The 13,713-nt window shown below is 58.2% G+C and carries 11 protein-coding genes; 3 read left to right on the top strand and 8 right to left on the bottom strand.

Annotated elements, in window-relative coordinates; genetic code table 11:
* Positions 1-3: 3 nt before the first annotated feature.
* Positions 4-1,311 carry an ATP-binding protein gene (locus ACGYLI_RS13910; RefSeq protein ID WP_065331076.1) on the bottom strand — a complete coding sequence of 436 codons (1,308 nt, stop codon included), beginning with the start codon at positions 1,309-1,311 and terminating at the stop codon, positions 4-6.
* On the bottom strand, positions 1,289-3,832 hold the full coding sequence (locus ACGYLI_RS13905; RefSeq protein WP_081285331.1) for a TerB N-terminal domain-containing protein: 2,544 nt from the start codon (positions 3,830-3,832) through the stop codon (positions 1,289-1,291). Before ACGYLI_RS13905 ends, ACGYLI_RS13910 begins: the two co-directional genes overlap by 23 nt.
* Positions 3,833-4,248: 416 nt before the next feature.
* Between ACGYLI_RS13905 and ACGYLI_RS13900 the strand changes: the two genes are divergently transcribed.
* The 3 genes from ACGYLI_RS13900 to ACGYLI_RS13890 all read left to right on the top strand — a co-directional run bounded on the left by ACGYLI_RS13900 (position 4,249) and on the right by ACGYLI_RS13890 (position 6,703).
* Positions 4,249-4,830: a plasmid pRiA4b ORF-3 family protein gene (locus ACGYLI_RS13900; protein WP_227511479.1), complete on the top strand. Its 582-nt coding sequence runs from the start codon at positions 4,249-4,251 to the stop codon at positions 4,828-4,830.
* Positions 4,831-5,076: 246 nt separating this feature from the next.
* Positions 5,077-5,907, top strand: a complete 831-nt coding sequence (locus ACGYLI_RS13895; protein ID WP_065331078.1) for a type IV toxin-antitoxin system AbiEi family antitoxin domain-containing protein — start codon at positions 5,077-5,079, stop codon at positions 5,905-5,907.
* Entirely contained in the window at positions 5,897-6,703 is an 807-nt protein-coding gene (locus ACGYLI_RS13890; RefSeq protein ID WP_227511480.1) for a nucleotidyl transferase AbiEii/AbiGii toxin family protein, read from the top strand. The genes ACGYLI_RS13895 and ACGYLI_RS13890 overlap by 11 nt, the downstream gene beginning before the upstream one ends.
* Positions 6,704-6,716: 13 nt before the next feature.
* On the opposite strand, the gene ACGYLI_RS13885 is transcribed toward ACGYLI_RS13890, so the two are convergent.
* The 6 genes from ACGYLI_RS13885 to ACGYLI_RS13860 all read right to left on the bottom strand — a co-directional run bounded on the left by ACGYLI_RS13885 (position 6,717) and on the right by ACGYLI_RS13860 (position 13,665).
* The gene (locus ACGYLI_RS13885; protein WP_227511481.1) at positions 6,717-7,115 is read right to left on the bottom strand and encodes a hypothetical protein; all 399 of its coding nucleotides are present in this window, start codon (positions 7,113-7,115) and stop codon (positions 6,717-6,719) included.
* Entirely contained in the window at positions 7,112-7,846 is a 735-nt protein-coding gene (locus tag ACGYLI_RS13880) for an ABC transporter ATP-binding protein (RefSeq protein WP_007120582.1), read from the bottom strand. The genes ACGYLI_RS13885 and ACGYLI_RS13880 overlap by 4 nt, the downstream gene beginning before the upstream one ends.
* The gene (locus ACGYLI_RS13875) at positions 7,846-8,586 is read right to left on the bottom strand and encodes an ABC transporter ATP-binding protein (RefSeq protein WP_007120581.1); all 741 of its coding nucleotides are present in this window, start codon (positions 8,584-8,586) and stop codon (positions 7,846-7,848) included. Before ACGYLI_RS13875 ends, ACGYLI_RS13880 begins: the two co-directional genes overlap by 1 nt.
* Before the next feature lie 83 nt (positions 8,587-8,669).
* Positions 8,670-10,625, bottom strand: a complete 1,956-nt coding sequence (locus ACGYLI_RS13870; RefSeq protein ID WP_394419631.1) for a hydantoinase B/oxoprolinase family protein — start codon at positions 10,623-10,625, stop codon at positions 8,670-8,672.
* A 4-nt stretch (positions 10,626-10,629) separates the two neighbouring features.
* Positions 10,630-12,657, bottom strand: a complete 2,028-nt coding sequence (locus ACGYLI_RS13865) for a hydantoinase/oxoprolinase family protein (protein WP_007120579.1) — start codon at positions 12,655-12,657, stop codon at positions 10,630-10,632.
* 87 nt (positions 12,658-12,744) lie between these two features.
* Positions 12,745-13,665, bottom strand: a complete 921-nt coding sequence (locus ACGYLI_RS13860) for a helix-turn-helix domain-containing protein (protein ID WP_394419658.1) — start codon at positions 13,663-13,665, stop codon at positions 12,745-12,747.
* Positions 13,666-13,713: the final 48 nt, after the last annotated feature.

Below are 13,713 nucleotides of genomic sequence, written 5' to 3'. Positions count from 1 at the left end.
GCGTCAGAGCTTGAAGCTGATCAGATCATCGTCACCAAGGTCTTGGGCACCAGTCGACTCGTCTACCTCGGTCATGTCTTCGCCGAGGTCTTCGGAGACTTCGATCTTTTCGATCAGATCGCTCCACTCGACACCGGGGTTTTGCTCGAGTACGGAAAGCAGGTTCACGAAGGCCGTCACCGTATTGCGCGGGGTGCGGAAGTAAGCTTCACCGATCCGGTCCGAACAATGCGCCATGAAGGCCTCGAGCGCGTCGTCCGGCAGAGCACCGGCATCGTCCTGCATGATCCGCCGCACATTGGCCAGAAGAACGAAGAGATCTTCAGGGGTCAGGCTGGCCAGCCGGACAACCGGTCCTGAAAGGTCGACCAATCCGTCTCGCGCGAAGGTGTTCTCGGCCAAACGCGATTGAAGGGCTTCGTAGCTATAGAGCCCTCGACGGGTGTTCATCAGAAACTCCGGGGTTCCACCCATAAGGAATCCGAGGTTCTCGGCGCTACCCTGCAGCACATCGTTCAGGATCCGGAGGATCTGTTCGTAGTTTGCATTGCGGGCCTGCGACGAAGTGAGCTTGTAGAGGTTCACCATCTCGTCGAGGCCGACCAGCAATCCTTTATACCCGGCCTCGCACACGAATGCCGACATCAGCTTCAGATGGTCATAGACACTGGCGTCGTCGATGATCGTTCGCACACCAAGCGCCTTGCGCGCGTCGGTGCGTGTGGCGAATTCACCACGCAGCCATCTCAAGGCAGCGGATTTCAACTCGTCGTCGCCGGTCTCATGGCCTTCCCAATATCGCCGGATCACCTCTGCGAATTCAAAACCCCCGGTGAGCTCTTCGAAGTGACCAAGGCGTTCACGAATGACAGACCCCGTGGGCGCATCGCGTTCCTCAGCATCGCGGTGTGCCTGGCTGACGAAACGCTCCACCACGCTGGCCAAGGCCCCGCCATCTGGCTTTGTCCGTGTCGACAGGTTTCGGGCCATCTCTGCATAGAGGCCTCGAGCTTGACCACCGGTCGCGTGAATGCGCCGGTCGGGCGCCAGGTCCGCGAACATCACCACCAGACCCTTTTCAAGCGCGACAAGACGGATCAGATTCATGAAGAACGTCTTTCCCGATCCGTATTCTCCAATGATGAACCGGATCGCCGATCCGCCGTCGGATATCCGGTCCATGTCCTTGACGAGCTCTTCAATCTCGCGGACGCGGCCGACCTGGATGTGACGCAGGCCGAGCTTGGGCACGACCCCGGCCCGAAGCGCCTGTACGATTGCATCGCGTTCACGTGGTTTCAACTTCGACATCCCTGCCCTCCGCACTCATCTTTTCTTTTACTGCCTCCGCAATCTCCGGAGACACGTCATATCCATCATACTCGTCGAGCAGCGCTTCATCGTAGGTCTCAAAAGCCCATTCATTCACGACTTCCAAAGCCCCGGATACCATCAAACCATGCGAGGCGCAGATCTTCTCGAACTCGGTCTCAGACCAATGCCCCCGGGTAAGTACTTCGAGGACAAGTGCGCCGTGTTTCGGGTCAAGCCCTGCCACCTGGCTTTGGTAGTCAGGCGTGGAGGCACCGCTTTCTTCCTCTTCGACATCGAAAATCTGACCGAGGACGGACGACACGCGCTCGGTGTCCGAACGGATTGCTGCGATCCGCGTAGCGTCGAGCTTGGGTCCGCTGGCTTTCTCAAGATCGGGTATCGCTTCGCCCGGACGACCCGGTTTCGAGGCACGAACAGTGCGAGGACCATCCGCAACTTCGCCAGCATGCAGGTCTGAGTAGGCAAGCGCAGGATCTAGACCCAAAGCCTTGTAGATTTTCTCGATGCTTGCAACTTCGTCGGAGTGAATAATGCCATCAGCATGTGCTGCACCAACCAGCGCTGCCCGCATAGCGGCCTGGCTGTCTTGGCCCACCTCCTTCAGTTTCCGCCGCAGAAGTGCCATGTCCGGTGGCACGGCCAGGAACCATTCAAGGTTTGCACGCAGCCTGCGGCGTTCCTGATCGCTGAGGGACGCGGCAGAAACCTGATCCTCCAGTGCCCTGCGTTCAGGATCCGCGATGCGACCATCCGCATGAGCAACGAACGACCCAAGTGCCAATTCAATCAGAGCGCTTCGATAGCTGTCGGAAACTTCCTCCAGTCTTTCGATGGGTTCGCCCAGGCTGAACAGGACAACAGGCTCCTCCGCCTTGGGCGACCGGAGCGCAAACCGAGGGTCGGGCGCCAGACCGAAACCGAGGCGGGCGAGCGCATCGGCCGCTCCTGTCATCTGCCGTTTCCCGATTTTCTCGCTCGTTTCTCCCTCCAGACGTCCGATCACCTCCTCAAGCGGCACCAATCCCCCCCGATCGACGATAGTGCTTGCCCAAGATTTCAAGCGGTCCATTTCCTCGGATGGGAAGGCATCCCACAGTTCAGAAGGCAGCAATGCATGAGCTTCAACGCTTCCGCGGCCATCAGGGTTTCGGCCCAGGAAGCGACTGAGCTTGTCGAGGTCGGTCATCACCTCGTCAGCCAACTCCTGGGCAATCTCAACCGGCTTGCGCAGGCCGGAAATATCGGGAACCGGCTTGCCGTCGACGGTTGGGTTGGCGGACCCCTGAAACTCGCTGGAGGCGGCCCGATAGGATGCCGTGAGAGATTTCCGGGGCTTTGTAACTTTGAGCCCATCAGGAAAACGCCGATCAAACCGCATACGGAAAAGAGCGACGAACTCGTCACGACACCGCGTCGCGGGAGTTCTCAGGTTTGTTTCCGGATGGCAGATGAACCAACTCAGCAACCAGTCAGCTGTCAGGTTCTCGCCTTTGTCGATCCGAGCTCCGATTGCGTATTTGAGTGAGAACGGAAGTTCCCAGCTCTGCCTCTCGAAAATCGGCTCGATAGCGTCGAGGTCGGTTTCGGCAAGCATCGCAATGTCGAGGAACTCGCCCAAATAGCGCCTGACGGAGTGGTTGTCAGGGTAAAGTGACTGCAGCCGCCGGACTTCCTGGACGATATCCTTGGCATCTTCGTTGGACTGATCGACGAAGAAGCGACGCTCCAGCCCGTAGAAGTACAGGAACATGTAGCCGGGGTTGTAGGAGGCGTCGTTGCGCCCGCTGGCCAACCAATCGAGGTAGGTCGCCCGGCACTGAGGTGAGATATCCGAGTATCCGGGCCAGTAGGGCATACCTTCACCAGCTTTGTCGGCTCCAGAGCGCGCGACAGACAGGGATGGATCGATATAGGCTCGGCACTTGTCACGATACCCGTAGGTGTTCAGCAAGGGAGGCGTGCCAACATAGACCATCCCTCCGATGGCGCGGCCGGCCACGCTAGCTGTTTCATTAGACGGGACCCACTCGCTTTTCGATGATCGGGCCGATGCGCTCGATGCCACTCGCGAGGGCTGGTTTCGTTCTGCGGCCGCGGCAAGTGCCGGCGCCGCAGACTTTCCAGCCCGAACGATTTCAGCGTAGTCCTGCTTTGGTGGGGAGTAAGCCTGCACGGCAGCCGGCTGTTTGGACGCGTTGGCTTCGCGGGTTCGTTCGCGCTCACGCTCGATACGCTTGTCGTAGGCACTTGGGCGCGGCACCGGCTCAGGTCGGGAGGGTAGGTTTGCGGAACTCCCCTCAGCTTGCGCCTTTGCAGCGACTTTCCGCGATCTCCGTTTTTCTTGCCACCAGACCAGAATGACGGGAACACCAAATGCAAACAACATCTGGCCGCCAATCGGCCAAGCCTGAAGCATTGTGGTCACCACGACCATGCATAAGAAAAAATATAGGACGAGAAAGAATGTAATTCGGAAAAACTTGATTATTGAAGACATTATCGGAACCCTCTTCGAACCACACTATTTTGCACAGCCATCTTTGCAACGACTAACGTCATGGTTGAAGCATTTCCCATGCTTTATGCTTGATTGGGCCGATGGCCACATACATCTGTTCGCACCGTTAAGGGCACACCCCCGCCCCAGTGACCGTAACCGGAACGGCCGAGATCGAGCCTTGCCACGACCATGCGACGGCTGGTTGGGCCGGCTCCGGAGGAGACTGCACTGCCAGCGGCACGTCGCAGGGAGAGGCGGCGTTTCAGCTCGGGGAGGGCGGCTGCGTGCAGCCGACCGAGTAGGGCGCGGTCCTGACCAAAGGGCAGGAGGGGCCAATGTTCCCCTTGAATGCTTCAGCTTAAGAATCAAAAATTACTTGAACGGCAGGGCCATTGAGACAGGCGGAACACACTTTGATTGAGCTGAAAATCGAACTTATTGGCATCAAACCACCGATCTGGCGCCGGATCCTCGTGCCGAATGACATCAGCTTGGACATCCTGCATTCCGTTCTCCAGGGCGCTATGCCTTGGCAAGACTATCATCTGCATGAGTTCGAGATTGGCGAAGACAGGTTCGAGGCCCGCGACGAAAGTGACGACAGCTGGGACCCAAACGATGGCCGGAAGGACGAAAAGAAGTTTGCTCTTGGAGAGCTGGTCAAGAAAGGCAGTCAGTTCACATATACTTATGATTTCGGCGATGGTTGGCGGCATCTCGTCACCGTTGAGAAGATTAGCAAACCAACCGGAAGACCAGATCTGGACTTCCCCGCCTGTGTTGCCGGAGAGCGAGCGTGCCCGCCAGAGGATAGTGGCGGGCCCTATTCTTACGAAGAATTTCTCGACGCGCTGACCGACAAACACCACCCGGAACATCGCGATACAAAGCAATGGGCGGGCGCGTTCGAACCGGAAGTGTTCAGCGTGCAGCAAGCCAATGCTGCCGTCGGTGCGATGTTTGTATGGGCAAAAGAACGCCACAATCGAAAGTGAAACCTGACTCTGGTTTGGCGCAGCGGCTTCGACAGGGGCACATAGCTTCGACTGTTCGATCCGAATGGCCGGATGTCTTCTCAGCCCTCCGAGGGCATCCACGCCCTGCTTTGCTGGTGAGCTTCAGAGTTGACAACCACCAGTCTCTTTGAAAATTCCAGAATTTGTCGATCCTTGACGGACTATCTCACAGGTTTTCACAGAAACATGTGGCCTCCTCTTTAAAAATATATCATTGTGTCGCGCATGAGTGGACAAGAACACGAAAAACTAAAGAGCCTTCTTGAGGCTGTTCCCACGGGGTTCCTCGTGGACTCCGCCTGGCTTGAGCACCACGGGATAGGCCGGCGTTCGTCCTACGCCTATGTCCAACGCGGCTGGCTAGAACGCCTTGGCCGCGGCGTCTTCCGCCGCCCGGCACCAGGCAACGCCACCACGAACACGCTCGACTGGAAGACCTGCCTGCTCTCGCTCCAGCACATCATGCACTACCCTGTCCATATCGGCGGGGTGACGGCATTGGGCCTGCAAGGCTATGCGCACTATCTCTCCCTCGGCGACAAGAGCACAGTCTGGCTCTACGGCTCAAAAATCCCCAACTGGCTCGAAAAACTGCCGCTCAACGCCGAACTCCGCACACGCAGCGTATCACTGTTCTCCGATCTTGAATTGGGTGTCGATGGCGCACGAAGGAATCCCGACGAGACAGCATCGTCCCTGCCCTGGGACTGGAAACTGGTGATGTCTTCGCCGGAACGCGCGGTGTTTGAGGCGCTGGACGAGTTGCCGGATCAAGAGAGTTTTCACAACCTCGACATGGCGTTCGAAAGCCTGACGACGTTGCGCCCGAGAACCCTCTCGGCACTGCTCAGCAGTTGCAAGAAGATCAAGGTCAAACGCCTGTTCTTCGTGTTCGCCGACCGCCACGACCATGCCTGGCGCAAGCGACTCGATCCGGAAGAGTTCGACCTCGGCAGCGGGGATCGCGCATTGGTCAAAGGCGGCAAGATACATCCGCGCTACAGGATCATGGTGCCCGAAGAGTTTGTAGGAAAGGAACGTGGTCATGGCGCATGAGGACTATGTCGCCCAAGTGGCGCTGCTCGTGCGGATACTGCCGTATGTCGCAAAGGAGAAAATATTTGCGCTCAAGGGTGGGACGGCCATCAACCTCTTCTATCGCGATCTTCCGCGCCTCTCGGTCGACATCGATCTGACCTATCTGCCTGTCAAGGACCGCGCCGAAAGCCTCGTCGAGATCAACGACGCGATGGACCGGATTGCCGCCGCCATCGAAAGCGGAATCACCGGCGCCAAAGCGCAGCGCATTTCCGGGGGTGGCGGCGGCGCCACGCGTGCGCTCGCCCGCCTCGGCACAGCCGAAATCAAAATCGAAACCTCCCCCGTTACCCGGGGCGTCGTGCATGATCCGGAACAACGCGAAGTCTCCGAAGCCGTCGAGGAGGCGTTCGGATATGCGACGATGAACATCGTTTCCTTCGAGGATTTGTTCGGCGGCAAGCTCCATGCGGCCCTTGATCGCCAGCATCCGCGAGACCTTTACGACGTCAAGCTGCTCTACGAGAATGAAGGCTTCACGGACGAGTTGTTCCGCACTTTTCTGATCTACGTCGCGAGTTCACCACGCCCGCCGCACGAATTGCTGAACCCAAACCTGATCGATCTGGATCAGCCCTATGTCAGGGAATTCGAGGGCATGACGAAGGAATCCGTCGACCTTGCGGAATTGATCTCAACGCGCGACCGCCTGATCGCGGACATCCAATCCCGCATGGATGAAGACGCGAAGAGGTTTCTGAGAACCCTGCATAAAGGGAAAACAAGCGCCGCAACAGCGACGAAACGCTTCTGAACATCCGCCTCGACTACCCGGTTGGCGTCACCGATCTGGTTGCCTTCCCGTAGACCAACAGCAGTGTATTCTGGATCACGAACCCCAAGGCAAAAGATGAAATCATCATCGCCACAGGCGTGGCATTGCGCATGTGCCTGAAGACAAAGAACTCGGAGGCGACGGCGATTGCAGCGCCGATCAGCAGCAGCAGCGGGATCAGCAAAATCGCCGGCGCTTTGCCCAAGAACATGACGGCAACTGCGTCCGTCGAGGGCACAATCAATGCAAAAACGCAAAAGGCGATGTATTCGCCGTGGGCGAAATTCACCAGTTTCATCACCCCGAAGATCAGAGCAATCCCAAGTGCGGCCATGGCATAGATGCCCCCAAGGCTCAGCGCATCAAAGAGCAGCTGTGGAACGGCGTTCATGTCGCATCCTCCGACTGGTTTTGCCCAAAGTAGGCTTCCTTAAGCAGATCGCTTTCCGCAAAGCCTGCCGCATCGCCATCGCCGGCAACATGACCCCCGCGCAGCAACACCATGCGCCCGCCAACCCGGGCCGCGCGGGCCGAGCTCTGTTCAACGATGATCAGGGTCAAGCCGCGTTCGGCCTGCAGATTGACGAGCGTTTCATAGACCTGATCGACAATATTCGGAGCCAACCCAAGCGAAGGTTCATCCACCATCATCAGTTTGGGATTGGTCATCAAACCGCGCCCGATCGCCAACATCTGTTGCTGTCCGCCGGACAGTGCTCCGGCATTGGCATGCCGCCGCTCACCCAGGATAGGAAAGCTCTGGTAGATCCCGTCGATATCCGTTTCAATCGCCGCCTTGTCCTTCCGGATGCCCGTGCCCACACGCAGGTTTTCCTCGACTGTCAGCGTTCCGAAAACCTCGCGGCCTTCCGGAACCATAGTCAGACCCAAACGCGCTATCGCTTCGGGCGAGCGGCCATTCAGCACATCGCCGTCCACCTCAATGCGGCCATGGGTCGTGGCAACGGCTCCGCAAATCGCCTTGAGCAGAGAGGACTTGCCCGCCCCATTCGGCCCGGAGATGAACAGCCTCTCACCCTCTTGAACAGTAAAGGAAACATCCGACAGTGCAGGCACTTTGCCATACCGAACCGCGACATCGAAAACACCCAGCTTTGACATCACGCGTGCTCCATGTTTTCTGGCGCATGCTCTGCGCCCAGATAGGCTTCGCGTACCGCCTGGCTGGCCAGGATCTCGGTCTTGTCGCCCTCTTCGATGATCTTGCCCGCGTCCAGAACATAGACGTGGTTTGACAATGACAGGACAAGCCCGACGTTATGCTCGATCAACAGGACACCGCAGTTCAGCTCATCCGCGATCCGCCTGATGATTTGTGCCAGATCATCCGCTTCGGTTTCGGACATGCCTGCGGCGGGTTCGTCCAGCAGCAGGTAATCGGGGGCAAACATCAGCGCACGCGCAATGCCGACCCTGCGCTCGTCCGTATAGGGCAGCCCGGCTGCGGGCAGTTCGGCAAGATGCCCGGCCCCCATCCAGGACAACACGCGCAGCGCTTCGTCTTCGGAGGCGCGCCGCGAATGGCCAAGGCCCACCCCGGTCACTGCAAGATTGTCCAGTACATCCAGCCCGGAAAACAAGCGCCCGGCCTGGAACGTGCGCGCAAGACCCCGGCGGCGAATGTCATAGGGCGCTTTGGCGTTGATGTCCTGCCCATCCAGCATGACCGTGCCTGACGTGGGGTCCTGAAAGCCTGTGATGATGTTGACGCAGGTGGTTTTGCCTGCTCCGTTGGGGCCGATCAACCCGACAATTTCCGCCTTCTTTAGCGAAATCGTCACGTCATCCAGAGCCTTGAAGCCACCAAACGCAACGCTGATTGATTCCAGTTCCAATGACAAAATCTTATCCTTCGCGTTCCTGTTCCGACCGTTGTGCGCCACAGCCGCCAACCGATGGCGGCTGTGGGTCCTGGTGATGCTCACTAGGTCCAGTGCGCCACGCTGCGCCGCTCGAAACTCTCGCGGAACTGTTCGATCGTCTTGGGCAGCGGCTCGCCGGTTTCCCAATCCAGGATCACCGCATAGCGTCTCACGGCGTCCATCGCGTCGATCTCGCCTTTGCGATACATCTCGGCAACCTTTTCAGGATCAATGCGGGCCCAAGCCACGCGGTTTTCACGAATATGCGCCCGCAGTTTCTCGGTCTCGGCCTCATCGACCTCATATTCACACAAGTCCGCATCAATCTCTTTGATCACAACGCCATAGTCCAACGCGGCTCGTTTGATAGAGACATAGTCATCCACCACATCCGTCAGAACAGCCTCTGTCTTGCGTTCAAGTGGGTCGCCAAAGCCGCCGCCCCCCGCGGTCGGGCGCGCAAACTCATCTCCCGAATACATCGGGAAGTCAGAGAAGACAGACCCAAGCCATTCGTGCGTGTCCGAGCCGGCGCGTTTGATGGTCAGACCATGCGGCATGGAGGGCAAACCGCCATCAACACCCCAGACGACGGCGCGTTCGCGGTCGCAGACATAGGACATGACGGATTTTTCACTTTCCAGAAGCAGGGAGGTTTTCTGCACCCCTGTCCCTCCGCGCCATTTGCCCGGGCCTGCGCTGTCTTTTTTGATCTGAAATTCAAGCGTCCGGGTCGGGTTGACCCGCTCGTTGCCTTCGTTGGGCTGAGACATGAGCCCGGTTCCGAAGCAGGCTGTGGTGACGTCGCTGCCATCCTTACCGCGCCGTCCGCCCCAACCGCCGGGGAGCCATTCGTAGAACAAGAATGTAGAGTCCTCCTCGCGCCGCTTGTCCGTGCCCCCCGCCAACAGGTATTCAAGGTTGAATGCACAGGCGATGGCGCGCTCCGGCATGATCTCCGACCACATCTCGAAAACCGAGTTCATGATCTTTTCAAACGGCATCAGGAAGCCGGTGACCGCCGTGGGCCACTGGGCACTGACCACCGAATTTTCCGGCGCAGCGACAGAGAGCATCCGATAGAAGCCGGAGTTCAACGGCAGGTCAGGAAAGAAGGTCTTCATCCCCGCGACGACAGCCGAGAATGTGGCTCCCGGCGCGGAATTGTACATCGAACCAATCGTCGGGTGGCTGCCTTCGAAATCGTAGTGAATCTGATCACCCTTGATTGTCATCTTGATGTGGATCGGGATCATCCCCTCGCCACCTGACGGGTCCCGGTCGATGTAGTCGACGGATTTCCATGTGCCGTCGGGCAGCGCCGCAATACGCTGGCGCACGGCGCGTTCAACGTAGTCCTGCACCTCGTTCATGCCCTGCTTGACCTGCTCGCGCCCGTACTTTCGCACCAGCCGCAGGATTTCACGTTCGGCCACCTGCGTGGCCTGTGCCTGGCTGTGGATGTCACCGATAATCGACGCGGGGTCGCGTGTGTTGTTTGCGATCAGGTTGGCAACGTCGGAACAAAAATCGCCGGCACGGAATAGCCGGACAGGTGTGATCCGAACCGCCTCGCGGAACATGTCTTTCGCCGTCACATCAAACGAACCGGGCACAGAGCCACCCAGATCAGACCAGTGCCCGTTTGACTGCGAAAACCCGATCAGCTCGTCTTCATCAAAGATCGGCCGCACCAGACGGACATCGCTGAAGTGCGTGCCACCTGCGTAAGGATCGTTGATCGCGTAGACATCGCCGGGCATCATGTCGCCCTTGAAGACGCGAATAACGTCTTTGCAGGTAAAGTGCAGCGTGCCGACGTGCACCGCGATGTCATCGTTGCCCTGCGCAACCGAATTGCCTTCGGCATCATGCAGCGCGTTAGAAAAGTCTCGGTTGTAGATCACAAAGGAGTAACAGGTGCGCAGCATCTGCTCGGCCATCTGGTCAACGGATGTGATGAAGGAGTTCTTGAGAACTTCAAACGTGACGGGATCTAGGGCTTTTGAATCACTCATAGTATTACTCCTGCACTCGGATGAGAATGTTCATGTATTGATCGACTTCAGCAGTCGTGTTCGGCGGAATTACGGTGGTTGAATCGAACTGCTCGACAATGGCGGGGCCATCAAAGGTCGCACCGGCGGTCAGGTTTTCACGCTCGAAAATCATCGCCGTGTGGGCCTTGCCGTCAAACCAGACATCGCGTGTCTTGTCGGTCTTGGGCTTGTTCTTCCTCACCTCGTGCTTTTGCAGCTCGGCCTTGGGAACCATACCCGTCGCCGTCAGCCCCACACGGAAGATCGACACCGGTGCGTCATCCCGGCGGAAGTTGAATTCGCGCTGGTGTTCGCTGTGGAACCCGTCGATCAAGGCCTCAATATCGGTGACCTTGGACGGCGCAGATACTGCCAAGGCACGCCATTGGCCCTGATACATCATCTCGACCGTGCGCTGCATGACAATGTCCTTGGGCGCTACGCCTTCGTGCTTCAAACGATCAGCGGCCATGGCCTCCAGCCGCTCGAAGGCGGCCTCCAAATCCTCCGGCTTGGTATCAGCCGCAGCAGCCATGAAGCTGTCTGAGAAGTCGTGCTGGATATCGACCAGCAGGCAACCCAGAGCCGATGTCACACCCGGATTGGGCGGGATAATGACAGTCGGGATCGACAACTCCTTGGCAATTGCCGCACCATGCAACGCCCCGGCTCCGCCAAACGCCACAAGCGCGAAGTCCCGTGGGTCATAACCTCGGCTAATCGACAGCAAACGCACCGCATTGGCCATATTTGCGTTTGCAACCGCAACCACGGCTTCGGCGGCTTCGTGCAGCTCCATTCCGAAAGGCTCGGCCACAGTCTCTCTGACCGACGCTTCGGCCAGGGCGGGATCAAGGGTAATCTTGCCCCCCGCGAGCGATGTGCCAAGGCGGCCCAGCACAACATTGGCGTCCGTGTTTGTGGCCACTTCATTGCCGTTCTTGTAGCAGGCAGGCCCAGGGAAGGCGCCCGCAGATTGCGGTCCGTTGCGCAGTGACCCGCCTTCGTCTTTCCACGCCAGAGATCCGCCGCCCGCACCAATGGTCAGCACTTCGATCGACGGGAACCGGATCGGATAGCCATATTCGATATACCAGTCTTTGGTGACACGCGACTTGCCTTCATACACCAAGGATACGTCCGTGCTGGTCCCGCCCATGTCAAAACCGATAGAATTGTCAAACCCGCAAAGGTTGCCAATAAAGCGGCTGGCAATCGCGCCCGCGGCAATGCCCGACCCTGCCAGACGCGCGGCAAAGTCTTTAACGCTGGCCGGGGTCATCACGCCGCCGCCCGTGTGCAGCAACAGCAGATCGCGTTCGTAGCCGCCGTCAGCCAGCTTACCCTCAAGGCGCGCTACATAATCAACGACCGAAGGCGACACGACCGCGTTTGCCATCGTTGTCGAGAAACGCTCGTGCTCAAAAATCTCCGGCAGGACCTGTGAAGAGATCGACACCGGCACATCCGGCATCACACTCAGCAGAATGTCTCGCATCCGCTCTTCATTGGCCCCATTGGTGTAAGAGTTCATAAAGCAGACAGCAACAGAGGCGACTTTGCGCTTCTTCAAAACATGCGCGATGCGCAGCGCTTCTTTTTCGTCCAGCTTTTCCAGAACCGTGCCGTTCGCGTCGACGCATTCACGGACGGTCAGACGGTCCCGACGCGGGATGTAGGGCTTGGCCACATCTTTGTAGGTGTCCCACAGATCCTCCTTGTTGGCCCGGCGGATTTCGACCACGTCGCGGAACCCTTCGGTGCAGATCATCGCAGAGCGCGCCAAATTACGTGTGATCAGCGCGTTTGTTGCCACGGTTGTCCCGTGCGAAAACATCGACACCTCGCTGAGGTCGATGCCGCCCTGATCAATCCCGTTGAGAATGGCAACCATCGGGTCATCCGGTGTCGATGACGTCTTTTCGATGCGGATCGCACCCGTTGTTTCGTCCATAATGACGACGTCGGTAAACGTCCCACCCACATCTACGGCAACTCTTGTGTTCTTCATGTCTACATCCTTCAAAAGACAACAGGGCATCAGGAAGGCGCCGGCGAAAGCCGACCCTACTTGGGGGTTTTCGGTTTTAGCTAAGGGTTACGGAGGGGCCGTCTTCTGGCCTTGCTGCGCGGCTTTGCGCGTTTCGGTCGGTGTGCAGCCGAACTGCGCACGATAGGCTTTGTTAAACTGGGATTGATCCGAAAACCCCCACCGATGGGCTATCTCGGCAATTGTGATGGGCCCTACGACGCTCAGGTCCTCGCGCGCGCGCACCAGACGCTTTTCGCGGATGAACCCGGAAACCGACCTGCCCGACTCCGAGAACAGTTGTTGCAGATAGCGCTGCGACACATTGCAGGCCTCTGCCACAAGACTTGAGGAGAGATTCTCATTGAAGAGGTTGTTGCGGATAAACTGTTCTGCGCGGTGCAGATGTGCTGCGCGGATTGTCGAGGTTTCGCTGTCCAGCACACGGTCATCTTTGCGGATTGAGAGGCACAGCAGATCAAGGATGTGCTTGCCAGCGGCCGCGCGCGCCTGCTCATCAAGCAAATCGACGTGCAGCGCCGTTGTCTTGACGGTATCCAGAAAATAACTGGCCACGCCGGCTGTGCCATCAAAACTCAGCGCGCCCAAACGGTCTGTTGGGCCGATGCGGGCCCGCACGCTTTCGGAAGACACCTTCAGCACCAACAGCTCGTTCGTCTGTTCATGCCAGAACTCGTAGGGCAAATCGCCCCGTTCTACCAGAAACTCGCCCGGTGAACATTTCGCCTGGCGGGCATTCTGGTCAAAGCCGACCGTCCCCAATCTTGGAATGGTAATCAGCAGACTGCTTTCAACTTCGTCCAGAAAGTGCCGCTTGTGCCTTTTGTAGAGAATGCCATCGCAACGCATCTGCGACAGACCGACGATACCGAGGTTCCAAGTATTGAGATCACCTGAAAAGGACTGGTCATCCGCCATCGTGGTCTCTAGGGGAAAGAACGTATGCGCCGTCCGCGGCCCATTGTGAATCTACTTGCGGTCGGGTTTTCGCTTTCGTGAGTGCTCAGAATGAGCTCA

Source organism: Sulfitobacter sp. 1A13421 (assembly GCF_043557285.1).
GTDB lineage: Bacteria > Pseudomonadota > Alphaproteobacteria > Rhodobacterales > Rhodobacteraceae > Sulfitobacter > Sulfitobacter faviae.
Note: the sequence above shows the minus strand (reverse complement) of the source record. Positions and strands in the feature narration are given on the sequence as shown.